This is a genomic window from Pacificimonas aurantium (assembly GCF_020092905.1).
Lineage (GTDB): Bacteria > Pseudomonadota > Alphaproteobacteria > Sphingomonadales > Sphingomonadaceae > Pacificimonas > Pacificimonas aurantium.
Map to the genome: position 1 here is coordinate 640,269 of NZ_JAGSGB010000002.1, position 24,034 is coordinate 664,302.

The 24,034-nt window shown below is 62.0% G+C and carries 27 protein-coding genes; 12 read left to right on the forward strand and 15 right to left on the reverse strand.

Translation table 11 applies throughout. From position 1 onward, the window contains the following. Positions 1 to 69 precede the first annotated feature (69 nt). Complete coding sequence (gene ctrA / locus KCN53_RS09890; RefSeq protein WP_088712539.1) at positions 70 to 789, forward strand: response regulator transcription factor CtrA; 720 nt, start codon at positions 70 to 72, stop codon at positions 787 to 789. Between the two features lie 101 nt (positions 790 to 890). On the opposite strand, the gene KCN53_RS09895 is transcribed toward ctrA, so the two are convergent. Both KCN53_RS09895 and KCN53_RS09900 read right to left on the reverse strand, forming a co-directional pair. After that, a complete protein-coding gene (locus KCN53_RS09895) occupies positions 891 to 1,643 on the reverse strand; it encodes an isocitrate lyase/PEP mutase family protein (protein ID WP_088712538.1) in 753 nt (250 codons plus the stop codon). After that, complete coding sequence (locus KCN53_RS09900; protein ID WP_224199569.1) at positions 1,640 to 2,701, reverse strand: bifunctional transcriptional activator/DNA repair enzyme AdaA; 1,062 nt, start codon at positions 2,699 to 2,701, stop codon at positions 1,640 to 1,642. Before KCN53_RS09900 ends, KCN53_RS09895 begins: the two co-directional genes overlap by 4 nt. 330 nt (positions 2,702 to 3,031) lie before the next feature. Between KCN53_RS09900 and leuA the strand changes: the two genes are divergently transcribed. Both leuA and KCN53_RS09910 read left to right on the forward strand, forming a co-directional pair. After that, positions 3,032 to 4,693 (forward strand): 2-isopropylmalate synthase, encoded by a 1,662-nt coding sequence (gene leuA, locus KCN53_RS09905; RefSeq protein ID WP_088712536.1) that lies wholly within the window; start codon positions 3,032 to 3,034, stop codon positions 4,691 to 4,693. 85 nt (positions 4,694 to 4,778) lie between these two features. Continuing rightward, on the forward strand, positions 4,779 to 5,555 hold the full coding sequence (locus KCN53_RS09910; protein ID WP_088712535.1) for a hypothetical protein: 777 nt from the start codon (positions 4,779 to 4,781) through the stop codon (positions 5,553 to 5,555). Positions 5,556 to 5,649: 94 nt separating this feature from the next. On the opposite strand, the gene rpsD is transcribed toward KCN53_RS09910, so the two are convergent. Next, the gene (gene rpsD, locus KCN53_RS09915; protein ID WP_088712534.1) at positions 5,650 to 6,264 is read right to left on the reverse strand and encodes a 30S ribosomal protein S4; all 615 of its coding nucleotides are present in this window, start codon (positions 6,262 to 6,264) and stop codon (positions 5,650 to 5,652) included. A 212-nt stretch (positions 6,265 to 6,476) separates the two neighbouring features. Between rpsD and KCN53_RS09920 the strand changes: the two genes are divergently transcribed. Beyond that, a complete protein-coding gene (locus tag KCN53_RS09920; protein WP_143712230.1) occupies positions 6,477 to 8,462 on the forward strand; it encodes an alpha/beta hydrolase family protein in 1,986 nt (661 codons plus the stop codon). Here KCN53_RS09920 and KCN53_RS09925 read toward each other — a convergent pair. From KCN53_RS09925 to KCN53_RS09945, 5 genes are all read right to left on the reverse strand, one after another. Continuing rightward, a complete protein-coding gene (locus KCN53_RS09925; protein WP_243444646.1) occupies positions 8,459 to 9,148 on the reverse strand; it encodes an RNA methyltransferase in 690 nt (229 codons plus the stop codon). The two genes, KCN53_RS09920 and KCN53_RS09925, sit on opposite strands and share 4 nt — an antisense overlap. Before the next feature lie 20 nt (positions 9,149 to 9,168). Further along, entirely contained in the window at positions 9,169 to 9,663 is a 495-nt protein-coding gene (gene nrdR, locus KCN53_RS09930; RefSeq protein WP_088712531.1) for a transcriptional regulator NrdR, read from the reverse strand. Between the two features lie 34 nt (positions 9,664 to 9,697). Next, positions 9,698 to 11,002 carry a serine hydroxymethyltransferase gene (gene glyA / locus KCN53_RS09935; protein WP_088712530.1) on the reverse strand — a complete coding sequence of 435 codons (1,305 nt, stop codon included), beginning with the start codon at positions 11,000 to 11,002 and terminating at the stop codon, positions 9,698 to 9,700. Then, positions 11,002 to 11,442: a ribose 5-phosphate isomerase B gene (gene rpiB / locus KCN53_RS09940; RefSeq protein ID WP_088712529.1), complete on the reverse strand. Its 441-nt coding sequence runs from the start codon at positions 11,440 to 11,442 to the stop codon at positions 11,002 to 11,004. Before rpiB ends, glyA begins: the two co-directional genes overlap by 1 nt. Positions 11,443 to 11,506: 64 nt before the next feature. Beyond that, positions 11,507 to 12,628, reverse strand: coding sequence for a phospholipase D-like domain-containing protein (locus KCN53_RS09945; protein WP_088712528.1), 1,122 nt, complete (start codon positions 12,626 to 12,628; stop codon positions 11,507 to 11,509). A gap of 120 nt (positions 12,629 to 12,748) precedes the next feature. Between KCN53_RS09945 and KCN53_RS09950 the strand changes: the two genes are divergently transcribed. Next, positions 12,749 to 13,615: a DUF5694 domain-containing protein gene (locus KCN53_RS09950; RefSeq protein ID WP_143712229.1), complete on the forward strand. Its 867-nt coding sequence runs from the start codon at positions 12,749 to 12,751 to the stop codon at positions 13,613 to 13,615. Between the two features lie 11 nt (positions 13,616 to 13,626). Here KCN53_RS09950 and hemA read toward each other — a convergent pair whose 3' ends face one another. Beyond that, positions 13,627 to 14,841 carry a 5-aminolevulinate synthase gene (gene hemA, locus KCN53_RS09955; RefSeq protein WP_088713437.1) on the reverse strand — a complete coding sequence of 405 codons (1,215 nt, stop codon included), beginning with the start codon at positions 14,839 to 14,841 and terminating at the stop codon, positions 13,627 to 13,629. Positions 14,842 to 14,923: 82 nt separating this feature from the next. Next, positions 14,924 to 15,493 (reverse strand): ankyrin repeat domain-containing protein, encoded by a 570-nt coding sequence (locus tag KCN53_RS09960; protein WP_224199571.1) that lies wholly within the window; start codon positions 15,491 to 15,493, stop codon positions 14,924 to 14,926. A 191-nt stretch (positions 15,494 to 15,684) separates the two neighbouring features. Between KCN53_RS09960 and KCN53_RS09965 the strand changes: the two genes are divergently transcribed. Further along, positions 15,685 to 16,899: a tyrosine-type recombinase/integrase gene (locus KCN53_RS09965; RefSeq protein WP_088712525.1), complete on the forward strand. Its 1,215-nt coding sequence runs from the start codon at positions 15,685 to 15,687 to the stop codon at positions 16,897 to 16,899. 14 nt (positions 16,900 to 16,913) lie between these two features. On the opposite strand, the gene KCN53_RS09970 is transcribed toward KCN53_RS09965, so the two are convergent. The 3 genes from KCN53_RS09970 to KCN53_RS09980 are packed head-to-tail and all read right to left on the reverse strand — an operon-like array spanning position 16,914 to position 19,200. Further along, entirely contained in the window at positions 16,914 to 17,519 is a 606-nt protein-coding gene (locus tag KCN53_RS09970; RefSeq protein ID WP_088712524.1) for a GntR family transcriptional regulator, read from the reverse strand. Next, a complete protein-coding gene (locus KCN53_RS09975; protein ID WP_088712523.1) occupies positions 17,516 to 18,382 on the reverse strand; it encodes a phytanoyl-CoA dioxygenase family protein in 867 nt (288 codons plus the stop codon). Before KCN53_RS09975 ends, KCN53_RS09970 begins: the two co-directional genes overlap by 4 nt. Then, the gene (locus KCN53_RS09980; RefSeq protein ID WP_224199573.1) at positions 18,379 to 19,200 is read right to left on the reverse strand and encodes an acyl-homoserine-lactone synthase; all 822 of its coding nucleotides are present in this window, start codon (positions 19,198 to 19,200) and stop codon (positions 18,379 to 18,381) included. The genes KCN53_RS09975 and KCN53_RS09980 overlap by 4 nt, the downstream gene beginning before the upstream one ends. Before the next feature lie 23 nt (positions 19,201 to 19,223). On the opposite strand from KCN53_RS09980, the gene KCN53_RS09985 reads away from it, so the two are divergent. Next, entirely contained in the window at positions 19,224 to 20,303 is a 1,080-nt protein-coding gene (locus KCN53_RS09985) for a sensor histidine kinase (protein WP_088712521.1), read from the forward strand. Here the strand turns inward: KCN53_RS09985 and KCN53_RS09990 are convergent. Then, entirely contained in the window at positions 20,296 to 20,700 is a 405-nt protein-coding gene (locus KCN53_RS09990) for a response regulator (protein WP_010240358.1), read from the reverse strand. The two genes, KCN53_RS09985 and KCN53_RS09990, sit on opposite strands and share 8 nt — an antisense overlap. Positions 20,701 to 20,836: 136 nt before the next feature. After that, on the reverse strand, positions 20,837 to 21,262 hold the full coding sequence (locus KCN53_RS09995) for a MerR family transcriptional regulator (RefSeq protein ID WP_088712520.1): 426 nt from the start codon (positions 21,260 to 21,262) through the stop codon (positions 20,837 to 20,839). A 59-nt stretch (positions 21,263 to 21,321) separates the two neighbouring features. On the opposite strand from KCN53_RS09995, the gene KCN53_RS10000 reads away from it, so the two are divergent. From KCN53_RS10000 to KCN53_RS10015, 5 genes are all read left to right on the forward strand, one after another. Beyond that, on the forward strand, positions 21,322 to 21,684 hold the full coding sequence (locus KCN53_RS10000) for a mercuric transporter MerT family protein (protein WP_088712519.1): 363 nt from the start codon (positions 21,322 to 21,324) through the stop codon (positions 21,682 to 21,684). An 11-nt stretch (positions 21,685 to 21,695) separates the two neighbouring features. After that, positions 21,696 to 22,037 carry a heavy-metal-associated domain-containing protein gene (locus tag KCN53_RS10005; protein ID WP_088712518.1) on the forward strand — a complete coding sequence of 114 codons (342 nt, stop codon included), beginning with the start codon at positions 21,696 to 21,698 and terminating at the stop codon, positions 22,035 to 22,037. Then, positions 22,034 to 22,264, forward strand: a complete 231-nt coding sequence (locus KCN53_RS16175) for a GDCCVxC domain-containing (seleno)protein (RefSeq protein WP_279379586.1) — start codon at positions 22,034 to 22,036, stop codon at positions 22,262 to 22,264. The genes KCN53_RS10005 and KCN53_RS16175 overlap by 4 nt, the downstream gene beginning before the upstream one ends. Continuing rightward, entirely contained in the window at positions 22,230 to 23,627 is a 1,398-nt protein-coding gene (locus KCN53_RS10010) for a dihydrolipoyl dehydrogenase family protein (RefSeq protein ID WP_088712517.1), read from the forward strand. Before KCN53_RS16175 ends, KCN53_RS10010 begins: the two co-directional genes overlap by 35 nt. Before the next feature lie 80 nt (positions 23,628 to 23,707). After that, on the forward strand, positions 23,708 to 24,034 hold the full coding sequence (locus tag KCN53_RS10015) for a YnfA family protein (protein ID WP_088712516.1): 327 nt from the start codon (positions 23,708 to 23,710) through the stop codon (positions 24,032 to 24,034).

The window sequence follows — 24,034 nt, forward strand, 5'->3', positions numbered from 1 at the left end:
GGCATGGTTAATGGGACATGGGAGCGGGGGCCAAGGGCCGCTCCGGAGCAAAAGCGAAGGGACCACGATATGCGCGTACTCCTGATCGAGGATGATGCGAATACCTGCGAAGCGATCGAGCTGATGCTCTCGGGGCATGGCTTCAACGTCTTCTCCACCGATCTCGGAGAAGAGGGAATCGATCTCGGCAAGCTATACGATTACGACATCATCCTGCTCGACCTGGGCCTGCCGGACATGCACGGCTACGACGTACTGAAGAAGCTGCGGCTGGCCAAGGTAACCACGCCGGTTCTGATCCTGTCGGGAGCCAATGAAGTCGAATCCAAGATCCGCGGCCTCGGCTTCGGGGCCGACGACTATCTGACCAAGCCGTTCCACAAGGAAGAGCTGGTCGCGCGTATCCAGGCCGTCGTCCGCCGCTCCAAGGGGCACAGCCAGTCGATCATCCGCACGGGCAAGCTGGCGGTCAATCTCGACACGAAGACCGTCGACGTCGCCGGCAACCGCGTGCACCTGACCGGCAAGGAATATGCGATGCTGGAACTCCTTTCGCTGCGAAAGGGCACCACGCTGACCAAGGAAATGTTCCTGAACCACCTTTACGGCGGCATGGACGAGCCGGAACTGAAGATCATCGACGTCTTCATCTGCAAGCTGCGCAAGAAGCTGTCGGCAGCCTGCGAAGGCGACAATTACATCGAGACCGTCTGGGGCCGCGGTTATGTTCTGCGCGATCCCGAAGGCGCCGCCGAGGATATCGACGAGCCGGAAATGGCGGCCGCCTGACCCCCGTCTTTTCGAGCGCAAAGACCCGAAGACGTAAGGGTTGAAGACATAGATGGGGCCGCGCCAGTCCGAGACAGGCGCGGCCCCAAGCTATTCGGGGGTCAGCCCAAGGCGGCGCGCGCCTGATCGGTCAGGCGTTGCATCGCCTCCAGATAGGGAAAGGGCCCGTGACTGGTGCGGGCCACGCCGAGTGCTGCAAGGTCATTCCGCGTCGGCCCGGCCGGAGCCATCATGATATTGACCGGCAGGGCGGAGGCCTCACAAAGCCGTGCGATCAGACGACGATCCTGCAGCCCCGGCACGAAAAAACCGTCCGCACCGGCTTCGGCATAAGCCTCCAGCCGGGCAAGTGCGGCGGAAAAATGGCGCTCATGGTCATCGGCCGGCGACCGCAGAAAAATGTCCGTGCGCGCATTTATGAAGACCGGTGTAACCTTCCGCACGGCGGCGATCCGGGCCTGCTGCGTTTCGACATCGTAGAGCGCATCCAGACCGTCCCCGGCCTCGTCGGCGGCGATCGTGCCATCTTCAAGATTGATCCCGGAAATGCCGACCTGCGCAAGCCGGCCGGCATTTGCCGCGACGCCGTCCGGATCATCCGCATAGCCGGATTCAAAATCGATCGAAACGGGCACGCCTACGCGCCCGACGATCCGCGCGGCGTTTTCAAGAACCAGGTCGAGGGAGAGGTCTTCCCCGTCCGACCGGCCATGCGCCGCCGCAACACTCTGACTGCCCGTCGCGATCGCGCGGGCACCCGCCTGCTCGACCGCCGCCGCACTGCCCGCGTCCCAGATGTTGAAGAGGACCAGCGGGTCGCCGGGCCTGTGCAATTGCCGAAATGCCTCGATCATGCCTGTCCGCCCTTCTTCGCGATCATGCGCCGCTCATGTTCGAGCAGCCACTTCTTGCGCCAGAGACCGCCGGCATAGCCGGTCAGAGTGCCGTCGGCGCCGATGACCCGATGACATGGCAGCAGGAGGGCGAGCTGGTTCTTGCCATTGGCACGGGCCACGGCCCGCGTCGCGGTCGGCCGCCCCAGTCCTGCCGCGATCTGGCCATAGGTGCGCGTATCGCCGAGCGGAATTCCCGCCAGCGCACGCCAGACATCCTTTTCAAACGCCGTTCCATGGTCGCCGACCGGAAGATCCGGAAGGCCCGCCTGACCGGCAAAATAGGCTTTGAGCGCAGCGGCCATGGTCTCGATGGGCTCGGTTCGAGCATGAACCACGGGGCGCCCCTGCCGCTCGACGAGTCTGTCGATCTCGGACCGGAGCGCCTTCCTGTCGTTGAATTCGAGAAGATGCAGCCTCACCTCGTCGGCTATGGCGATCATCGGTCCGATCGGCGTATCGATCCAGTCGGCAGCGAGAACGCCCTGCCCCTTCGCCATCCGGGGCGCCGCGCCAATAAGCTTTCGGAACGCCTCGCGAAAGCCGCTGCCGCTCTCATATCCGGCATCGAGCTGCGCCTCGATCACGGCTTCCTCTCGTGCCAATCGTTTGGCTGCCGTGCCCAGGCGGCGCGCCCGCGCCACCTGAAGGAACGTCATGCCGAATTTGCGCCGGAACACCCGCCGCACCGTCGACGGATCATACCCCAGCTCCACAAGATCGCTCTCACGCCAGCGGCGTTCGGGCTCTGCATCCATGCGCGCCATCAGCGGACCGATGAGCGGATGGTCCGGCGCATCGAGCGGCCGGCACCGTTTGCACGGCCGGTAGCCGGCATCGAGACAAGCGGAGAGATCGCCGAAAAACTCCACATTCTCTCGCTTCGGCTTTCGCGCCGGACAGGTGAGCCGGCAGAAAATCCCGGTCGTCGTCACGCCCACATAGGCGTGCCCCTCATAGGAGGGATCGCGGGCGAGGAGAGCGGCGTAGAGGCGGTCGCCGTCGAAGTCGGTCAGCATCAGCATTCCCTGTATGTAGCGGCCGGGCGGAATCGCCGCCGCCTAAAATCGGGCAGCGATTCTCATGCGCCTATATTTCGCGCAGCGTCTACCGGGCGCGCTACGCACGGCCCCCGAAAATGCGCGGACAGCGGGGCTTTACATCCCCGGCAGCCAGGCTACGTTCCGACGCATCATGACCCGGCTTGCCGATCAACTGCGCGCCCCCCTACTCGGGCTACGACTTATCCGCCCCTAGGCGGCATCCGGCGCGTTGTGCGCGGACCGGCCTAGGGGAACCCGATCCGCCCTCTATATTAGATCGCAAAGCCGAGTGAGTAGGCCCGCGCCATGTTGACCGATCCCAGCCAGAAATATCGTCCCTTCCCGCAAGTCGACCTGCCCAACCGGCAGTGGCCGGCGCAGCAGATCAGCGCGCCGCCGCGCTGGCTGTCCACCGATATGCGCGACGGCAACCAGTCGCTGATCGACCCGATGGATTCGGAGAAGAAGCGGCGCTTCTTCGACCTTCTGGTGCGCATAGGTCTGAAAGAGATCGAAGTGGGCTTCCCGTCCGCCGGGGCAACCGAATTCGACTTCATCTCCGGGCTCGTGAAGTCCGGGGCGATACCCGAGGATGTAACCGTCCAGGTCCTGACCCAATCGCGCAAGGACCTGATCGATACGACGTTCGAGAGCCTTCGCGGGGCGAAGACGGCCATCGTCCATCTCTACAACGCCGTGTCACCGGCGTGGCGGCAGATCGTCTTCAAGATGGACCGCGAGGAAGTGAAGCAGATCGCGATCGACGGGGCGAAGCTGCTGCGCGACAACGCCGCCGCACAGCCTGATACCGAGTGGCATTTCGAATATTCGCCGGAGACCTTTTCCACAGCCGAACTCGATTTCTCCCTGGAGGTTTGCGAGGCGGTCATGGACATTCTTCAGCCGACGCCCGACCGGCCGCTGATCCTGAACCTGCCGGCGACCGTCGAAGCCGCGACGCCCAACATCTATGCCGACCAGATCGAATGGTTCGGGCGCAATATCAGCCGCCGCGACAGCGTGCTTCTGAGCCTGCACCCGCACAATGACCGGGGCACGGGCGTTGCAGCCGCAGAACTGGGACTGATGGCCGGCGCCGATCGGGTTGAAGGTTGCCTGTTCGGCAATGGCGAACGCACGGGCAATGTCTGCCTCGTGACCCTGGGGATGAACCTCTACACGCAAGGCGTCGATCCGAAGCTCGACTTTTCGGACATGGACGAGATCGTGAAGACGGCGGAATATTGCAATCAGCTGCCGGTGCACCCGCGTCACCCCTATGCCGGGGACCTGGTATTCACGGCCTTTTCCGGGTCGCATCAGGACGCCATCAAGAAGGGCTTCGAAGCGCAGGAGCAGCGCAATGACGAGCTGTGGCAGGTTCCCTATCTGCCGCTCGACCCGCGCGACATCGGGCGGGATTACGAGGCCGTGATCCGCGTCAATTCCCAGTCCGGCAAGGGCGGCGTGGCCTGGGTCCTGCAGCAGGACCAAGGCCTGAAACTGCCGAAGCGACTGCAGGCGCGGTTCAGCCGAACCGTGCAGGCGCTGGCGGATTCGAGCAGCCGCGAACTGCAGTCTGGCGACATCTGGCAGGCCTTCCGCGACGAATTCCACCTGGACGGCAGCGGCCGCTTCGACATCGTCGATTATGAGGAGCAGCGCGGCGCCGACGGCGACCGGGTCTTCACCGGCAAGATACGCGACGGCGAAACCGTCAGGACGGTCGCGGGCCGCGGTAACGGGATCGTGTCGAGCGTCATCGCCGCCCTGAAATCGGATTTCGGCGTCGACCTAGACGTGCAGACGTACAGCGAGCATGCGATCGGCAAGGGATCCGGCGCGCGCGCGGCCGCCTATGTGGAATGCGCGCTGCCGTCGGGCGAGACGGTCTGGGGGGTCGGCATCGACGAAGATGTAGCGACCGCGTCGGTGCGCGCCGTCCTCAGCGCTGCCTCACGGAGCTGAGCGCAACCGAGCCGCGCGCGGTGGAGAGGCGCCGATGGAAAGCCGGCTGCCCGCCTGATAGGCTGGCCAGTCGATGAGAAAGGGCATGCCGACTATTTTCGTCCAACCGATCCTCCGCACGACCATCGAAACCTGGTGGCGGGACTTTGCGCCGATTACGATGCTGGGGCTGCTGATCCTGACGGGGACCGAACTGGTCATCCACCTGATGGGTGTCTCGGGAAGCATGGACCCCAGTACCGCGACGCTGATCCAGACGGCGCGGGCAGCCGCCTTCGCCCTGTTCGTCAGTGCCGTCAGCGCGGGCACCATGCTGAGGCTGGCCGGCATGACGAGACGGCCGGGCACCTATATGCTCGCCTCGCTGAAGCTGGCCCAGCCCGGGCTGCTGACCGCTCTGACACTCGCCGCCCTGGTCTTCGGCCTTCTCATCGTCGACCTGCTGCTCGGGGCGGTCATCGGAGGGATGAGCCGGGTCGTGATCCTGCCGGCCATCCTGTTCATGCTGGCCTGCCTGCTGCCGGCCATTCCCGTCTCCATCGAAGAAAGGCTGCCGCCGCTGTCGGCGCTGCGCCGCGCAGCCGGCATGACGAAGACCCACAGAGGGCCGATCCTCGGCCTGCTGCTTCTCGTGTTCGCCATATTGCTGCTGCCCGCGATGCTGGTCTTTGCCGTCGTCTATGGGCCGGTCGCCCTGACCGCGGAGGGCAGCGAGGACCTCGCCGCGACCCTGCCGGCGCTGTCGATCACGCGGCCCGGCTTCTGGATCGTCGAGCTTTCCAGCCTGATGTTCAACGGGCTGATCGCCGTCGTACCGCCGACCGTCTACCTCGCCCTGCGCGCGGCGGAGCGGACAGGCTGACACGAAACAGGGGCGGCCGCGAGGACCGCCCCTGTTTTCCGATGCGATATCGCTTCCGCCGGAACCAGCCGCAGCTGGATAAGCGGGAGCAGACTTAGCGCGAGTAGAACTCTACGACCAAATTCGGTTCCATGCGGACCGGATAAGGAACCTCGTCGAGGGTCGGAACGCGCATATAGTTCGCGGTACCGTCCTCGTTCACCTGGACATATTCGGGAATTTCGCGCTCGGCGAGGCCCTGGGCCTCGAGAACGAGCGCCATTTCCTTTGCCTTGGCGCGAAGCGCGAGCGTGTCGCCAGGCTTCACCAGGCGGCTGGGAATGTTGCACTTGTCGCCGTTCACGCGGATGTGACCGTGGTTCACAAGCTGGCGCGCAGCGAAGATCGTCGGCGCCCACTTGGCGCGGTAGACGATCATGTCGAGACGGCGTTCCAGAATGCCGATCAGGTTCTGCGAGGTGTCACCCTTCATGCGCGCAGCCTGCGTGTAGTATTTCTGGAACTGCTTCTCGGTGACGTCGCCGTAATAGCCCTTCAGCTTCTGCTTTGCGCGCAGCTGGATGCCGAAGTCCGACATCTTGCCCTTGCGGCGCTGACCGTGCTGACCGGGACCATATTCACGCTTGTTGACCGGGGACTTCGGACGCCCCCAGATGTTCTCGCCCATGCGGCGATCGAGTTTATACTTGGAATTCTGGCGCTTCGACATAGTCGGCGCTCCTTTCAATCTGCGAACAACGTTGGTGCCGGTATTCGCACCGCCCTGCCCGTTGCAGGAGCGCGGTCACCGCTTCACCGGCATGCGGGACCAATCGCGAAGCGCGCCATGTGACGTCCAAAGCGGAGAAAGTCAAGCTCAGCGAAGGCGTTGACGCCCCCGCAAAGGCAGCCCACCCTGCCGGCAAGCAGGGAGCGCTTGTCATGACTAGGTTTACACGCTGGTGCGCGGGGGGACTCGCCGCGCTGTTTTCGGCACTGACGCCGGCCCTGGCGGCTGACCAGCCGGAGGACATCAACGCCCGGTTCGGGATCATGCCGTCGGCCACGGGGATGCGCCTGTCCCCGGACGGGACGCACGTCAGCTTCATCGACCATTCGCGAGGCTATGAGGGACTAAAGATCGCCAATGTGGAAACGGGTGAGATCATCCCGCTGATCCGCTCCGACGGCGAGGTGCGCATGACGAGCTGCCTGTGGCTGAACAACGATCGCCTTGGCTGCCAGATGCTGGGCTCCTCGAACGTCGACGGAAAGCTTGTCGGCTATCAGCGGTTCCTGGCAATCGACAAGAATGGCGAGAACACACGCCAGCTGGGCCAGCGGGCAACGGCCCGGCATGTGGGCCTGAACCAGTTCGGCGGCCAGCTGATCGATATCCTGCCCGACGATCCCGAGCACATCCTGATGTCCCTCGAGCAGCTGCGTACCAGCCGGACGGGCAGTCAGATCGGGAGCGAAGAGGAAGGCTTCACGGTTCAGCGCGTCGACGTCGACAATAATCGCATGGCGAAGGTCGTGGGACCGATCGACCGGGCAGCTTTCTTTGCCACCGACACGAAGGGCGAAGTCCGCATTTTCGGCGAATATTCTGGGCATAGCGACCAGCGCTACGGACCGGTGATGGAACTGCATGTACGCGAGCCTGGCGGGCATGGCTGGACCCGATTGGCGGAGACCAGCCTCTCAGACTATGCGGCGCTGGAGTTCGAAGGCTTCAGCTCCGACGGAGATGAAGTCTATGTGCGTATCCCTTATGAGGGACATCTCGCCCTTGCGCGGCTTCCCATCGACGGCAGCCGTGCACCGGAGATCGTCTGGTCGAACCCGAATTACGACGCCGGGGGGCTGGTGACCTTCGGGCCGAACAAAAGGCCGGTTGGCGTCTCCTGGGCCGACGAGGGCAATCATATCGAATTCTTCGACCAAGAGCTCGCCCAGCTGCAGAATTCGTTGATCGCGGCGCTCGGCGGCGACATGGAGGTGTCGCTGATCGACGAAAGCTGGGACGGCCAGCGCATCCTGCTCGTCGCCTCCTCGGATACGAAGCCGGGCACATATTATCTCTTCGACCGGTCGGCGGGCGAGCTGCGGCCGCTGATGGACATCAGGCCGTGGCTGAAGAACGTCGCCCTCGGAAGCCGGCAGCCGATCTCCTATCCCGCCGCCGACGGCGCGGAGATCCCCGCCTATCTGACGCTTCCGCCGGGCAAGACGATGGAGGCCGGCCCGATGCCGCTTCTGGTCATGCCCCATGGCGGCCCCTCCGCGCGCGACTATTGGGGTTTCGACTGGCTGGCCCAGACCTTCGCGGCACAGGGCTTTGCGGTCATCCAGCCGAATTATCGCGGCTCGACAGGCTTCGGCGCGCAGTGGAGCGGGCGTAACGCCTATCAGGACTGGGAGATCGCCATCAGCGACATTACCGACGCCGCTCGCTGGGCAATCGGGGAAGGGCTGACCACGCAGGACAGGACAGGTATCCTGGGCTGGAGCTATGGCGGCTACGCCGCCCTGCAGTCCGCAGCGATAGATCCGGACCTGTTTCAGGCCGTCGTCGCCATTGCCCCGGTCACGGACCTACAGCAGCTGAAGGACGATATGATCGGCTTCATGCAGTATGACCTGAGGGCCATGAGTATCGGCACAGGTCCGCATCTGGTCGAGGGGTCGCCGCGGCGGCAGGCAGAGCATATCGAAGCGCCCGTGCTGCTGTTTCACGGCACGAAAGACACGAACGTTCTCGTGTCGCATTCGCGACGTATGGCGGACCGGCTGGAGAAGCTGGGCAAGCCAGTCGACTATGTCGAATTCGACGACCTGGACCACCAGCTGCCCCAGTCCGAAGCGCGCATAGAGATGCTGGAAAAGTCGGCAAGCTTCCTGAAGCGAGAGCTGGGAGCGCCCTAGGTGCTGCGCGTCAGCGAGCTGACGATCCCGCGCAGGGTGCGGATTTCCTGGCTGGTATAGCCGGGACGCGTGAAGAGGCTGCGAAGCGTACGGCGGGCGGAGGCAATGCGGCTTTCGACGCGGAAATAGCCCGAGGTCTCAAGCGCCGCATCAAGCTGATGGACAAGCCCGTCCACCTCCTCCTGAGGGGCCGGGAGGTCCAGTTCCTCCCCGCGAGGGAGGCCCGCATGGCGCGACCATTCATAGGCGCACAGGATCACCGCCTGAGCGAGGTTGAGCGAAGAAAAGTCAGGGTTTACCGGCACGGTCAGGATTTCCTGAGCATGGCCGACCTCGTCATTGGCAAGACCGGTGGCTTCAGCGCCGAAGAGGATCGCGGTCCGCACGCTGCGCTCCACCGTTTCCTCTGCCGCTTCCGCCGGCGTCACCACTCGCTTGATCAGCCCGCGTTTCCTGACCGTCGTAGCGTAGACGTGTCGGCAGTCGGCAACCGCATCCGCAACGGAGGAAAACACCTCGGCATTCGCGAGAACCAGATCGGCTCCGCTGGCCGCTGGGCCGGCATCGGGATTGGGCCAGCCGTCGCGCGGAGAGACCAGACGCATCCGCGTCAGTCCGAAATTGAGCATGGCGCGCGCGGCCGTGCCGATATTCTCGCCCAGTTGCGGGCGGACGAGCACAACGATCGGATTGAGGGCTTCGGTCGTCAGAACAGCGTATCCTTGGGCTCCGGGCCCGGGTCTTCCTCCTCGCCGCCGGGCATGCCGGTGACGAGCTTTTCGAAATCGCGCGCCTCGCGGAATTCGCGGTAGACGCTGGCGAAGCGGACATAGGCAACTTCGTCGAGCGCGTGCAGCCCCTCCATGACGAGTTCGCCAAGGTCCTCCGCACTGATCTCGCCCTTCCCGCTCGCTTCCAGCTGACGCTGGATGCCGCTGACCAGCCGTTCGATCTTGTCCTCGGAAACCGGGCGCTTGCGGCAGGCGATGCTGATCGAAGAGGCGAGCTTCTCCCGGTCAAAAGGCTGCTTATCGCCGGACTTCTTGACGATTTGCAGCTCTCGAAGCTGAACGCGTTCGAACGTCGTAAACCGCGCCGCACAGGCAGGGCATTGACGCCGGCGGCGGATCGCCGACCCGTCTTCAGTGGGCCGGCTATCCTTCACCTGGCTGTCGGGATTCATGCAGAACGGGCAGCGCATGTCGATCCGCCCCCGAGGTTCCGGGAGCCCGCTCCTATCGCGCCGCGTAGATCGGGAAGCGCGCCGTCAGCGCTTCGACCCGTTGCTTCACGGCGCGCTCGACATCCGTGTTCCCGTCCGCGCCGTTCGCCGCCAGGCCGTCGAGAACATCGCCGATCATCTCGCCGATTTCCTTGAACTCCGCCTGGCCGAAGCCGCGTGTGGTCCCTGCGGGCGTGCCGAGACGAACCCCGCTGGTCTTTGCGGGCGGAAGCGGATCGAAGGGCACGCCGTTCTTGTTGCAGGTGATCCCTGCCCGCACCAGAGACTGTTCCGCGTCGGCGCCCGTCACGCCGATAGGACGAAGGTCGACGAGCACGACATGCGTGTCCGTGCCGCCCGATACCAGGTCGCAGCCGCGGCTTTCGAGCGTGGAGGCAAGCATCTTCGCATTGGCGATGACGGCCTCGGCATAACCGCGAAATCCGGGACGCAGCGCCTCTCCGAATGCGACCGCCTTTGCTGCAACCACGTGCATGAGAGGTCCGCCCTGAAGGCCCGGGAAGACGGCGCTGTTCAGCTTCTTGCCGAGAGCCTCGTCATTCGAGAGGATCATGCCACCACGCGGTCCGCGCAGCGTCTTGTGCGTCGTCGTCGTGACGACATGCGCATGCGGCAGCGGGCTGGGATGCGCGCCGGCCGCAACCAGTCCTGCGAAATGGGCCATGTCGACATGCAGATAGGCGCCGACCTTGTCGGCGATCTCGCGGAACCGCGCAAAATCGATATGGCGCGGATAGGCGCTGCCGCCGGCAATGATCAGTTTCGGCTTCGCCTCAACCGCCTGCGCTTCTAGCTCGTCATAGTCGATCAGGTGGGTGTCTTCGCGGACACCGTATTGAACCGCATCGAACCATTTTCCCGACTGGGCCGGCGGCGCGCCGTGGGTCAGATGACCACCAGCGGCAAGGCTCATGCCCATGATCGTGTCGCCAGGCTTCACCAGCGCCAGCATCACCGCGCCGTTTGCCTGCGCGCCGGAGTGAGGCTGCACGTTGGCGTAGGAGCAGTCGAACAGCGCCTTGGCCCGGTCGCGGGCCAGGTCCTCGACCGTGTCCGACGGACCGCAGCCCGCATAGTAGCGGCGTCCCGGATACCCCTCGGCATATTTGTTCGTCAGAACGGAGCCCTGCGCTGCCAGCACCGCTTCGGACACGATGTTTTCCGAGGCGATCAGCTCGATCTCGGTCTGTTCCCGGTGAAGTTCGTCCTGAATGCCGGAGAAGACTTCCGGATCGGCAGCCTCCAGGCTTTCGGTGAAGAAGCCATCGTAGGATTCGAATTCGGGGTTCGTGCTCATCAATCGCTTTCCAGCTTGTCGACGCGGCGCTGGTGGCGTCCGCCTTCGAATTCGGTTGTCAGAAACTGGTGCAGGCAGTCCTTCGCCACCTCGTCGCCGATCAGCCGCTCGCCCAGCGAGAGAATGTTGGCATCGTTGTGGGCACGGGTAAGCCGCGCCATCAGGCCGTTCATACAGGTCGCGGCGCGCGCGCCCTTCACCTTGTTCGCGGCAATCGCGATGCCGATGCCCGACCCGCATATCGCGACCCCCAGCATCTCGGCATCCGCGGCGACCGTTTCCCCGAGCTTTCGGCCATAGTCGGACCAGTCGACCGATTCGGCGCTGTCGGTGCCGAGGTCGATGACCTGATGTCCGGCCTCTTCCAGCCAGGATTTTACCTTGGATTTCAGAACGAAGCCCGCATGATCGGAGGCGATGGCTATCTTGCGCTGCGTCATGCCACTGCATCTAGTGGATCAACGCTGCGGGCGCCACCATAGACATGGTCGCATGAACGGTCGGTCAGGCGCCCGGATCAGGTGGCGGGATGAACCTGTTACCGGCTCCCTTCCGTGAAGGGCCGGCCGGCGCGGGATATGCTTCCCGGTCCCTTGGCGGCACCGGCAGGCCGGTCGAAAAACCAGGCTTACCGGGAAGGCTGCGCGCGCCAATTTCGTTAAGCCGGCTCTCGACCATATCACAAAAGCGTTCGTCGTCGCTGAGGAGTAAGGTCTCTGCATTCAGATAGCGGGAGCGCAAGTTGAAGTTGAGACTGCCCGTCCAAACCTGGCGGCGCCCTGCGATCCGTGCGTATAGCATTTTGGCATGCATCGGCGCAGTTGCGGTATCGCCGACGCGGGTAAGCTCGAGCGAAGAATAGCGACGCACGGAAGCGGGTACGCGGCGCTGGCTGTCATGTACAAACAGCATGACGTGGGCACCACGCGCCGCGCCCGCATCAAGCGCCGCCAGAAGAGGGCCCGGCTTCAGGTGCGAAATTGCGGCAGTAACTTCGTCACCCGGGCCCAGCTTCGCGAGCGACGGCGATAGCGGAGATGCCCCAAGTCTCGGATAGCGGAACAGCTGCGTACCTCGGGCGCGCGCAACGCGCGTGTAGCGCCGGTCGAAGCGGACTAGCGGGGGCACGCCGCGGCCAAGCATCTCCACGGTTCGCCTTCCGGCCTCCACCAATTCCGGTGCCCGCAGTTCGACAAGCAGATTGTCGCCGCGATCCTGATCACCGATGGCGGCGAGGATGTCAGGGTCATCTACCTCATCGCCGGAGGGATTGAACGACCCGATCCAACAACGGTCTGGATGAGAGAAAGCATAAACCTTGCTGTGAAGCCGGCCCGGCCACCAGCGCCTCGCCGTCAGCCTGTCGACGCCGCCACGTTGCAGGATATCGACGACGCACGCATTCGCGTCGGCCCGGCGTGGTGTCCGCTCCATCGTGATGCAAACCTGCACACCGCGCCGCTGGGCCGCCACTAGAGCGCGGGCCAACCGGCGGTCGCGGAAATAATAGGTGGCCCAATCAATTCTGCCGCCCGGCGGAACCGCCTCGATTTCGCTTTGCAGAAGATCGCGCAGCCGGCGCGGCTTCATGTCCGGACCGCCGAAGACCACTCGACCGATCGCCATGTCTACTCCTGAACAATACAAGGTTCAGCCGATAAAATAGGACGGCGACAGCCCGTCGCGATAACGAAAGGCAAAAATGGAGACCTAGACAGAGGCGGTCGGCGGTATATGGTGTCATACATGACTATATCACTTCGGGTCATGCTTGCTGCGCTGGCGGTGACCATGTCTGTTCCCGCCTGGGCAGGCCCCGCTCCTACCGTCGAAGTGATGGTGCTGGGGACCTACCACTTCGCCAATCCCGGCGCGGACATCGCGAATGTGGACGTGGAGGATGTCCTCCTGCCCGGTCCGCAGGCGGAAATCGAAGCGATCGTGGAGGCGCTGTCTGCATGGCAGCCGGACCGGGTCCTGATCGAACGCGCACCCGATACCGCCGACTATGCCGTCCCCGCCTATGCTGCCTACCGTGCGGGAGAGCGGGAGCCGGAACGATCCGAAGACTATCAGATCGGCTTTCGGCTAGCGGACCGCCTGGGCCATGAGGCGGTTTACGGGTTCGACGAACGCGGCGAAGGCGGCACAGACTATTTCCCCTTCGGCGCCGTGCAGCAGGTGGCCTCCGACACCGGCCAGGAGGCCGAACTGGAAGCGTGGATGGACGATATCCATGCGCTGACAGCGCGGATGACACAGACGCAGGGCCAGCGAACCATCGCAACCAGCTTCGCCCTGATGAACACCGCAGAAACCGTGGCGGCAGAGCATTCGCGCTTCTATCTGGGCCTGAACCTCATCGGCGACAGGGCGCGCCTGCCCGGTGCGGAGCTGAACGCGATGTGGTTCATGCGCAATGCGAAGATGTTCGCCAAGCTGCAGCAGATCGCGGAGCCGGAAGAGCGCGTTCTGGTCATCGTCGGCGCAGGCCATGCCTATTGGCTGACCTATCTGGCCGAGAACACGCCGGGCTATACGCGGGTCAGTCCCGTGCCCTGGCTGGAGAAGGCCGACGCGCTGCTCGGGGAAGCGGGCGCCGCAAAGGACTAAACCCTGGGCGCCTAGGCGGCGAGCCGCAGCTCCAGCCTGTCCCAGACTTCGACAAGCGCCTTTACGAGGTCCTTCATCATCGCCTCGTCATGGTGCGGACCCGGCGTGAAACGCAGGCGCTCTGTCCCGCGCGGAACGGTCGGATAGTTGATGGGCTGGACGTACATGCCATATTCCATCAGCAGCACATCGGAGATGCGCTTCGCCTTCACCGGATCGCCGACCTGCAAGGGGACGATGTGCGTGACCGAGGGCATCACCGGCAGACCGGCCTCCAGCATCAATTCTTTCAGCCGCGACGCCGCGGCCTGCTGCGCATCGCGTTCCTCTGCCGATTCCTTCAGATGGCGTACGCTGGCAAGCGCGCCCGCGACGAGAACCGGCGACAGGCTGGTCGTGAAGATGAAGCCGGGGGCATAGCTGCGAATGACGTCGATCAGGGTCTTCGACGCGGCGATGTAACCGCCCATGACCCCGAAGGCCTTGCCGAGCGTTCCCTCGATGATCGTCAGGCGGCTTGCGACATCGTCGCGCTCGGAAATGCCGCCGCCATGCGCGCCGTACATGCCGACCGCATGCACCTCGTCGAGATAGGTGAGCGCATTATACCGGTCGGCAAGGTCGCAGATTTCCGCGATGGGAGCGACATCGCCGTCCATCGAATAGACGCTCTCGAAGGCGATCAGCTTCGGCGCCGCCGGATCGTCGGCGGCAAGCAACTCTTCGAGATGCGCCAGGTCGTTATGGCGCCAGACGCGCTTCTCGCAGCCCGAATTGCGGATGCCGGCAATCATGGACGCGTGGTTCAGCTCGTCCGAATAGACGATGCACCCCGGCAAAAGCTTCGCGAGCGTCGACAGCGTCGCCTCGTTCGACACATAGCCCGAGGTGAACAGCAGGGCCTGCTCCTTGCCGTGCAGGCTGGCCAGTTCGGATTCCAGCTCCACGTGAAGATGCGTGTTGCCGCCGATGTTGCGCGTCCCGCCCGAGCCGGCGCCGACGTCGTGCAAAGCACCTTCCATGGCTTCCACGACCTTCGGATGCTGGCCCATGGCCAGATAGTCGTTCGAACACCAGACCGTGATCGGCTTCGGACCATTGTGACCGGCAAAGCAGCGGGCGTTCGGGAACTGGCCGCGATTGCGCATGATGTCGATGAACACGCGGTAGCGACCTTCCTCGTGAAGACGCTCGATCGCCTTCGAGAAAATCTGGTCGTAGTCCACGGAGGGCTTCGCTGCTTCACTCATGGTGGGCCGGTTTACGAGACTGAGCGGCACGTTGAACACCCCCTTTTGTCGCAAGAACTTACTGCGAACCGTTCGCATGTTTTGACAGAGACCCGCCAGTGCTCTGGCGGTGCCGGTACGCGGACAGCATTCGGTCCGCCAGCGCGGCATTTCCTTGATCTCGCGCAAGGCCGGCCGCGCTATTTCCGGACGCATCCGCCAACAGCGGATCGGCGCCTGCCGCAACGAGCATGTCCGCCTGCGCCGTGCGGCCGAACAGGGCCGCGAGCATAAGCGCGGTCTGCCGGGCGCCGTTCACCTGGTCGACGTCGCAGTCCGTCTGCAACAGCCTCGCGGCGAGTTCGTCATACCCTTTGAACGCCGCGCCCATCTGGGCGGTATTTCCCCGCGCATCTCCGGCGCAGGGGTCCGCCCCGGCCTCGAGCAGCGTGTCGACGGCATCCATGTGGCCATTATAGGCGGCGAGGATGAAGGCGGTGGCTCCGCTCTCGGTACGCGCATCGACGGGCGCTCCGGCCTCCACGAGGCCGCTGAGAAGGTCGGTGTCGCCGCTACGCGCGGCATCGAAAAAGGCTGCGCGGACGGTCTCGGGCGCGATACTGCTCGATGACTGTGCATGACCGGGCACAGCGGCGAGAAGCGCCGCGATGACGGCGCCGGCAACTGGGAACTTTCGATTTAGGCGACGCTAGACTACGCTGATGTTGTAAAAACAACGACTTAGCCAAAAACATCTACGCCAGGATTGCCTCCAATTCGCCCCTTTTTCCGCTTGCGTGATTACCCGGTGATTGCCAGAAAAAGGCCACGAGGTATCGCATGGCAACAGGAAAAATCAGCAAGCGCACGGTCGATTCGCTCCCGGTTGGACCAAAGGAAAACTATCTTTGGGACACCGATCTCAAGGGCTTTGGCGTCAAGATTACAGCTGCTGGATCAATCAGTTACATAATCCAGTTCCGAATGGGCGGACGAGAAGCGAAGACCCGTCGTTTCACGATCGGATCACATGGATCGCCCTGGACACCGACTACTGCACGCTTGGAGGCTGAGCGATTGTTGGTGATTGTTGCGCAGGGCATTGATCCGGTTGATGCGGAAAAGCAGCGCCGACGGGAAGCTGTCGACCTCGCCTTTTCGAATTACGCTGACCTGTTCACTCGCTCCTGCAAACGCGAGGGATGGCGTCGCCTCGTGGAGCGATCCATTCGCCTCTACCTCAAGCCCACATTCGGAATGAAGGCGCTGCCAGCGATTACGAAGATTGACGTCGTATCGGTTCTCGATCAGATGCCGCCCAATCAGGTGGCAAACCGGCGAAATGTCTTTGCCGTTATGCGCCGCCTGTTTCGCTGGGCCGTGAGTCGCGGAGATATTGATCGCAGTCCGATGGAGGGCATGGAAACGCCGCCTCCGGTCAAGCCACGAGAGCGCTGGCTCAAGGATGGCGAACTCCGCCATATCTGGGACGCGGCACCGGAATGTCATCGATGCTTTGGTCCAATCGTCAGGCTTCTGATCGTGACCGGACAGCGCCGTGAAGAAGTCTCCGGAATGCACTGGCAGGAGCTCAGTCGCAGCGAAAGATTGTGGACCCTGCCCGGATCTCGAACCAAGAACGGAGAACCAAACTCCATTCCCCTCAACGATCTTGCAATCGCCGAACTCGACCGGGAGGCTCGCGGCGAGAAGTGGCCACGCAAGGGCCGTGTTTTCGCGACAGCTAGTGGGGCGGGCTTTACGGGATACGCCAAGGGGAAAGTGAAGCTCGACAGCCTGATCGAGGAACGTCGCGAAGAGCCGCTCGACGCCTGGCGCCTTCATGATCTACGACGAACCCTCGCAACGAACTTCCAGCGGCTTGGCGTTCGGTTTGAAGTCACCGAAGCCGTTCTCAACCACGTCGGCGGATCTCGTGCCGGAGTCGCCGGCATCTACCAGCGCCACGATTGGAAGGATGAGAAGCGCGAGGCACTCGATGCCTGGAATGACCACCTCGCGACGGTTCTGTCCGCGAGTGGAGAGACGACCTAACTCATTGGCGAGGGCTAGGCGGTCTGCTGGTTCAAACGTCCGACCAGAGCGGGTACCAGAGCCTCAATGTGTTGATGATATGCGCGTACCGCTCGGTTTGAGCCATCCAACCCCTGCTGAGCTGTTCGCTCAATTTGCTCAAGGGCATGCGACGCCCCAGGGCAAATCTCCGGCTCGAGTTCACGTATCGGGTGGAGTCTGTCGCTAATGCGTTCGACCAAATGTACGCGAAACCGATTGCCTGAGTTTGCCGCGATGTCTCTGAAGACGTGCGCCAATCGGTCGGCATAAGCACCCTGAGTGACGTTGGATCCTTCGTCGATTTCCAGTGATTTGCGGTCGGTGTCGGAAGTGTGCTCCAAAAGCAGCGCGTTGACTTGCAGGATGTCGCGCAAGGCCTGTTCGGTAAGCAGCGGTACGCGAAATCCTTCGCCGGGCGTGAGGTCGACCAGCCCTTCACCCACAAGCTGGTTCAGGCTGTCTCTTACCGGCGTCATGCTCACTCCGAAATCGTCAGCCAGTCGCATCGCCTCGAGCTTCGCACCGGCCCGGAAGCGCCCTTCCAGCAATGCATTTTTAAGCCGCCTATACGTAGGCTCGAGGACGTGAGCGGGACTCATCGCCCGCTGCGGCGCGTCTCGGCGAACTCACGAACCGCTTCTTTCTGGTCGGGGCGCAGACTATCGGTTGCCTGCGGGAATTCGGGCACCTCGTCACGCAGCAGAACCGACGGGCATTGCCCTTCGAAATTACCCAGGTTCGGGCGGTGCTGCACATAACCGGCCAGTTCGGCGAGTTCGGGCGAGAACTCTTTTGCTACTGCTGGCGGATAGGCCAGCCAGAGATTCTCGTAGGGTTTGAGCCAGCCGAGACTGTAGCCGATTACGACACCGCGGCGGACATCCTCGGTCTGGTTTGGCCCCGCTCCATGGACGGTGGAGCCAAGAAAGCAGATGGCATCGCCGGGCTTGCAAACTGCGACTATGGGATCGTCGAGACTTTCGAGATTGTCGACAGGCTTCCTGTGCGTCCCGGGGTAGATGCGTGTCGCGCCATTGAGGCGAGTAAATTCGGTCAGCGGCCAGATGACGTTGAGAAGATATTCGTGATCGCCCTTGCGGCCTGCCCACATATCCTGATCGCAATGCGGAAACTGTTCTATCTCGCCGGGATGGATCGCGATCGCCTGGGCGACATTGAGCTGTATCCGGTCGCAGGCGCTGCCGAGAATTGCGCGGGCGAGCGATAGGACTAGCGGCTGCAGGACCAGATCGCCCGCGACCTGCGAGCGGCGAAGGAGGCTTCCAAACCGTTTGGTCCGATGCCCATAGAAGTCTCCCTTGCCGAGTGGCGCCTGCGCAAACGCAGCTTCCAGGTCGGCATCGAGTGCGGCGATCTGTTGCTCGGCGACAAGCTGCGGAATGATGCAATAGCCATCCTCTTGCAGCTGATCGAGCCAATACGCCTCGCTCGGCGCAGTCATGCTGCCAGCTCCATACCACCATAGGCTTCCGGCTGAGGATTGCGGCAGTAGATCCCTGCGTTGGCGAGTTGCGCGCGTGTATCCTGGTCGATGTCGATGCGAAGAGCGACAAGCTCCTGTCTATCGATGAAAAGGTTCGGCCCCAGCTGCTGGCAGCGCCAGCCGAACTGAGCGATCTGCCGGAACCAGGGCACCGGGGCGACCGCCGAATAACCAGAGATCCCTTCCGATAGCGCAAAATCGGCGAGTGCGGAGACAAGCTGGTTGCGGACACCCCGGCGATCAGCGCGCGGCAACGTGGGATCGATACAGAAACGGGTAATCTCGCGAAATGTCTCATCCTGCGGAACCGGTCCGGTGCACAGCTGTGGAAAGAGATCGCGCAAGATATGAGGTCCATCAGAACGCAGGAGCCGGGCCGATGCACGATGCTCGCAATTTTCGCCGGTGAGGACGAGATAGGCGGCCGAGGGCGTATCGAACTGGTCGATTTCAAAGGTCTCGTCGAGCACCGGAACGTCCCACCCAAGAAGATCCACGAACACGCGCTTGCGCGCCTCGAACATGGCGCGAAGTGCCGGATCGACCAGGCTTGCACCACTTATACCGCTGCTTTGCTGCATGAAGATTACCTGTGAACTTGATGACTGCTCGCATCTCATCAAATCCGGATAGGCAGCGACATACCAAGAATTGGGGAGGGCCACATCTGGCGCCCTACAGGGCGAGTTTACTGACCGCCCCACCTGTGCGATGAGCTTCAGCGTTTGAAAATCAACAAGATACGACAGGTATCCTATCGGTCCGATTCTGTTCATCCCGAGAAGGTCACAAGCTGGCTATGAATGCAAAAGTCATCACGAATTTCCAGCTTGGCAGCCGCGAATCCTCCTCGGCGCCGGATGTCTTGCCCCTGGCTACAGAGCATGCGCTGCAATCCGCCGGAGCTGCTTTCCATGCGCTCGCCGACACCATGCCGCAGATGGTTTGGTCGACTCTTCCCGACGGCTCCCACGATTATTACAATGCGCGCTGGTATGAATTCACGGGTGTCCCTGTCGGATCAACCGACGGCGAAGGATGGGCCGGGATGTTCCATGAGGATGACCAGGCCGACGCATGGAAGAAATGGAACCACAGCCTCGCTACCGGCGAACCGTACGAGGTTGAATATCGCCTGCGGCATCACAGCGGTGATTATCGCTGGATGATCGGTCGTGCGCTGCCGATCCTCAACGAGCAGGGTGAGATCCAGCGCTGGATCGGCACTTGCACGGATATCGACGAGCAGAAGCGCACCGTCCTGCAAAACGAAATCCTGAGCCAGGAGCTCAGCCATCGCATCAAGAACATCTTCGCGATTGTTTCCGGTTTGATCAGCCTGACAGCGCGCGCAAATGAAGCGTTCGGTGAAGCGTCGCGCGATTTGCTAGGCCGGATTTCCGCGCTGGGGCGCGCGCACGAATTCGTCCGGCCGCACAGCGAAAAGTCCCAGCCCGAGGGCAAGGAAGTGACCCTCGCCACGCTGCTTGCGACGATCTTCGAGACTTATCCTGCCTTTTCCGAAGGAAGGACTGCTATTTCCGGCCCCGATATCGCGGTCGAAAGCCGCGCCGCCACGCCGGTCGCATTGGTGTTCCACGAGCTGGCTACCAACGCGATGAAGTACGGAGCTCTGTCCAATCCCGAGGGAAGGATTTCGCTGGACCTTTCAACCGAGGACGAGATGGTCCGCTTCCGCTGGAGGGAACACGGAGCTTACATCGACAAGGCGAGTGAGCCTCAAACGGGTTTCGGAAGTCGCCTCATCGAGTTGGCCGTGAAGCAACAGCTAGGAGGCAATTACGAGAGAACCTGGCATGACGATGGCGTTGAACTCGTCATGGATGTCCGAAAAAGCAGGTTGCAGGAGCCTAGTTAAAGAAGAGCCTAAGACGGGCTGGCGGATCGATTTTTTCGCCCTTCCGGACCGCAATGACATAGTCGAGAACCTGCTTGAGAATGCTAAGATCGACCGGTTTTTCCAGCGCGCCCAGTGTTCCGCTCACCCCTTCGCCGAGTTGTGCGGGATTGGCGGTTACGAAAATAACCTCGATCCCGAAATCCGCAGCAAGCTTCTCGCCAATCCTCGGACCAGTGGCTCCATCGGCCAGATTGACATCGACAAGCGCCACATCGATCGCGTCTGAAGCCTTTGCCAATGCCGATTGCATGTCGTCGGCTATGCCTGCGGATTCATGACCGAGATCGTGAACCACCGCCTCCATTTCGACAGCTATGAGGAATTCGTCTTCGACAATCAGGATGGTGGTCGGCATGGAAGGCTATCAAAAGTTAAATAATAAGGCTCTGTAGTGAGGGGACGGACAGGGCGCATATTCGTTCCCTTGCCTCGTTGCATCCGGCTTCGATCCAAATGGCTTCAAGATACGCACCCGTTCCGACGGCATTGCTTCACGATCGGGCGACAGGACCACGACCAAAAAGCGTATCTATGATGGGGCATTCCGGAACATCCCCGCCTTCGCAGTGGGCCGATACATCGGCTAGCGTGCGCTCCAACCTGGTTAAATCGTCAATCTTGGCTCGAACGCTGGCCAGATGGTTATTGGTCAGATCCTGAACCTCGCCGCAGCTGTAGTGGTGCGAATCAACGAGGCTGAGCAGGCTTTTGAGCTCCTCGATCGAAAAACCCAGATCGCGGCCGCGCAAGATAAAGCCGAGCCGCGCCTGGTCGCCGGGTGGATAGAGCCTGTGCCCGCTTGCCGTACGCTCGGGAGGCTGAAGCAGACCGATGTTCTCGTAGTAGCGGATTGTCTCAAGGTTGCAGCCCGACCGTCTGGCCAGTTCTCCCCGTTTGATCACTTGCGATGCTGTCATGAGCCATATGCCAATTAGTGCTTGAACCTGTAGTTACTACAGGGGGTACATTGGTTTCCATGGTCGATCAAATGCATAAGAACGCGCAGCGCTTATGGGCGAGCGGCGGGACGCTCGGCGCGATACTCGCCTCGTCCTGCTGTATTGCCCCGCTGTTATTGCTGAGCCTTGGCATCAGCGGCGCGTGGATCGGCAATCTCACTGGGCTCGAACCGTACAAATGGGTATTTATCGCCATTGCGGTTGTCTTTTTGGCCCTTGGATTCCGGCACGTCTATTTTCGGCAAGCCGAACCTTGCGAAGACGGAACATATTGCGCGCGGCCCGGAGCAAACCTGCTCGTCAAAAGCTCCCTGTGGCTGGCGACCGTATTGGTCGCTGCCTCGTCCACGGTCGAGTGGTGGGCGCCGCAATTCTACTAGGAGTTCGAAAGATGAAGAAGACGATGATCGTCGCAGTTGTGATACTGGGACTGGCCGGAGCGGGTATCTGGGCAGCGACCTTGTTTCCGCCAAACTCCGACGAACGGGTTCAACAAAATTCCGCGCATCTGCAATCGGCAAGTTTTGCGGTCGAGAATATGACCTGCGCGACCTGCCCGATAACGGTTCGGCGCGCGATGGAAGGCGTGGCAGGCGTGCACGAGGTGACTATCGATTACGAGACCAGGACGGCGACTGCGCAGTTCGATCCTGAGCGAACAACCACAAGCGCGATCGCCGCGGCGTCGACCGAGGCCGGATATCCGGCGATCCTTTCAGAGAGCGCGCTATGATCGAACTGAAGTCCGAGATCACATGCCCTACTTGCGGGTACAAGAAGCTCGAAAGAATGCCGACGGATGCCTGCTGGTTTTTCTACGATTGCAATGGTTGCGGTGTGAAACTCCGCCCCAATGCGGGCGATTGCTGTGTCTTCTGCTCATTCGGCACCATCCCCTGCCCGCCGATCCAGGAAGCGCGTGCCGATGGCACGGGCGCTATATGTTGCGGAGGGCGATGAGGTGAGTACGCGAAACTTCGATCTTATAGTGCTGGGTGTTGGCATGGCGGCCGTAAGTGCCGCCAACAAATGCGCCTCAGCCGGTTGGTCGGTCGCGGTGGTCGACGAACTGCCTTATGGAGGCACCTGCGCCCTGCGCGGCTGCGATCCGAAGAAAATGCTTCGCCGCGGGGCGGAAATCATCGACGCAGCGCGGCTCATGCACGGCAAGGGCATCGACCCGAACGACATCGCCATCAACTGGCCCGATCTGGTCGCCTTCACGCAGACGTTCACCGACAAGATGCCCGGTCGGATCGAAAACGGTCTGGAGAGCAACGGCGTCACCACCCTTCACGGCACGGCGCGCTTCGTTGGCGAAGACACCATCGAAATCGACGGCGAGGGGCAGTTTCAGGCAAACCATTTCCTGATCGCAACGGGTGCCAAGCCGCGGACGATAGATGTTCCCGGCTCCGAACACCTTGCCGACAGCACCGAGTTCATGCGGCTCGATGCGCTGCCCAAACGCATCCTGTTCATCGGCGGCGGCTTCATCTCGTTCGAGTTTGGCCATATCGCAGCGCGCGCGGGCAGCAAGGTGTGCATCATCGACCGTGGTGAGAGACCGCTCAAGGGTTTCGATGCCGATCTTGTCGAAAGACTCGTTGCGCGGGGCGAGGAAGTCGGGATCCAACTGCGACGACGCACGTCACTCAAAGCGATCGAGAAGGATGGGACGGGTTTTCTTGTCACGGTAGAAACTGACAACAAAACGAAAGATTTTCGGGCCGATCTCGTCGTCCACGGCGCGGGCCGCGTCCCGGCAATCGACCGGCTTGACCTGGCCGCAGCCAATGTCGAGGCAGGTGACAAGGGTATTGCGGTCAACGCCTACCTGCAAAGCACCTCCAACCCGAAAATCTACGCTGCCGGCGACGCGGCCGACACGCAAGGCGCGCCGCTTACGCCTGTCGCAGTTTTCGAGGGTAAGGTAGCTGCGTCCAATATGCTCAAGGGCAATCGCACCAAGCCGGATTATGCAGGCGTACCGAGCGCTGTATTTACGGTACCAGAGCTAACCCGTGTTGGCATGCTCGAAGAGGAAGCACGAGAGGCCGGACATGATATCCGCGTCGTCGAAAATGACACCGGCGACTGGTATTCCAACCTTCGCGTTGGCGAAAGCTGCGCTGCAACCAAGGTCATAATCGATAACGAAAGCGACACCATCCTCGGCGCTCATTTGCTCGGACCGGAGTATGGCGAGATCATCAATTTCTTCGGTTTGGCCATTCGACTTGGACTGACAACAAGCGATCTCAAGAAAATGGTGTCGGTATATCCGAGCGTTGGCTCCGATCTTGGCTCCATGCTATCATAGATGCGCCTCGCTTGGTCCAGTAAAGCCATCACCGGGTAATCCGGATTGCGATCGACAGTCGAAATCTCGATAGAGGTCAGATGATGACCTTCCTCGCATATCTCGGTGCCGCAATTGCTGAAATCGCGGGCTGTTTCGCTTTCTGGGCGTGGTTGCGTATGGACAAGTCGGCTTGGTGGCTTGTTCCGGGCGTGGCTTCACTTGTCCTTTTTGCCTATTTGCTTACGCTCGTCGATGCGGAGCATGCAGGTCGGACTTACGCTGCCTACGGCGGGGTCTACATCCTATCCGCGTTATTGTGGCTTTGGATCGCAGAAGGCGTGAAGCCCGATCGGTGGGACTCTCTGGGCGTGGCGATCTGCCTCGTAGGCGCCGGCGTTATCTTGCTCGCCCCCAGACCGGTATGA

Bases quoted from the DNA above. Each gene is read 5' to 3' on its own strand.
- ctrA (WP_088712539.1), top strand. From the start codon at position 70: ATGCGCGTACTCCTGATCGAGGATGATGCGAATACCTGCGAAGCGATC.
- KCN53_RS09895 (WP_088712538.1), bottom strand. From the start codon at position 1,643: ATGATCGAGGCATTTCGGCAATTGCACAGGCCCGGCGACCCGCTGGTC.
- KCN53_RS09900 (WP_224199569.1), bottom strand. From the start codon at position 2,701: ATGCTGACCGACTTCGACGGCGACCGCCTCTACGCCGCTCTCCTCGCC.
- leuA (WP_088712536.1), top strand. From the start codon at position 3,032: ATGTTGACCGATCCCAGCCAGAAATATCGTCCCTTCCCGCAAGTCGAC.
- KCN53_RS09910 (WP_088712535.1), top strand. From the start codon at position 4,779: ATGCCGACTATTTTCGTCCAACCGATCCTCCGCACGACCATCGAAACC.
- rpsD (WP_088712534.1), bottom strand. From the start codon at position 6,264: ATGTCGAAGCGCCAGAATTCCAAGTATAAACTCGATCGCCGCATGGGC.
- KCN53_RS09920 (WP_143712230.1), top strand. From the start codon at position 6,477: ATGACTAGGTTTACACGCTGGTGCGCGGGGGGACTCGCCGCGCTGTTT.
- nrdR (WP_088712531.1), bottom strand. From the start codon at position 9,663: ATGCGCTGCCCGTTCTGCATGAATCCCGACAGCCAGGTGAAGGATAGC.
- glyA (WP_088712530.1), bottom strand. From the start codon at position 11,002: ATGAGCACGAACCCCGAATTCGAATCCTACGATGGCTTCTTCACCGAA.
- rpiB (WP_088712529.1), bottom strand. From the start codon at position 11,442: ATGACGCAGCGCAAGATAGCCATCGCCTCCGATCATGCGGGCTTCGTT.
- KCN53_RS09945 (WP_088712528.1), bottom strand. From the start codon at position 12,628: ATGGCGATCGGTCGAGTGGTCTTCGGCGGTCCGGACATGAAGCCGCGC.
- KCN53_RS09950 (WP_143712229.1), top strand. From the start codon at position 12,749: ATGACTATATCACTTCGGGTCATGCTTGCTGCGCTGGCGGTGACCATG.
- KCN53_RS09965 (WP_088712525.1), top strand. From the start codon at position 15,685: ATGGCAACAGGAAAAATCAGCAAGCGCACGGTCGATTCGCTCCCGGTT.
- KCN53_RS09970 (WP_088712524.1), bottom strand. From the start codon at position 17,519: ATGAGTCCCGCTCACGTCCTCGAGCCTACGTATAGGCGGCTTAAAAAT.
- KCN53_RS09975 (WP_088712523.1), bottom strand. From the start codon at position 18,382: ATGACTGCGCCGAGCGAGGCGTATTGGCTCGATCAGCTGCAAGAGGAT.
- KCN53_RS09980 (WP_224199573.1), bottom strand. From the start codon at position 19,200: ATGAACAGAATCGGACCGATAGGATACCTGTCGTATCTTGTTGATTTT.
- KCN53_RS09985 (WP_088712521.1), top strand. From the start codon at position 19,224: ATGAATGCAAAAGTCATCACGAATTTCCAGCTTGGCAGCCGCGAATCC.
- KCN53_RS09990 (WP_010240358.1), bottom strand. From the start codon at position 20,700: ATGCCGACCACCATCCTGATTGTCGAAGACGAATTCCTCATAGCTGTC.
- KCN53_RS09995 (WP_088712520.1), bottom strand. From the start codon at position 21,262: ATGACAGCATCGCAAGTGATCAAACGGGGAGAACTGGCCAGACGGTCG.
- KCN53_RS10000 (WP_088712519.1), top strand. From the start codon at position 21,322: ATGGTCGATCAAATGCATAAGAACGCGCAGCGCTTATGGGCGAGCGGC.
- KCN53_RS10005 (WP_088712518.1), top strand. From the start codon at position 21,696: ATGAAGAAGACGATGATCGTCGCAGTTGTGATACTGGGACTGGCCGGA.
- KCN53_RS16175 (WP_279379586.1), top strand. From the start codon at position 22,034: ATGATCGAACTGAAGTCCGAGATCACATGCCCTACTTGCGGGTACAAG.
- KCN53_RS10010 (WP_088712517.1), top strand. From the start codon at position 22,230: ATGGCACGGGCGCTATATGTTGCGGAGGGCGATGAGGTGAGTACGCGA.
- KCN53_RS10015 (WP_088712516.1), top strand. From the start codon at position 23,708: ATGATGACCTTCCTCGCATATCTCGGTGCCGCAATTGCTGAAATCGCG.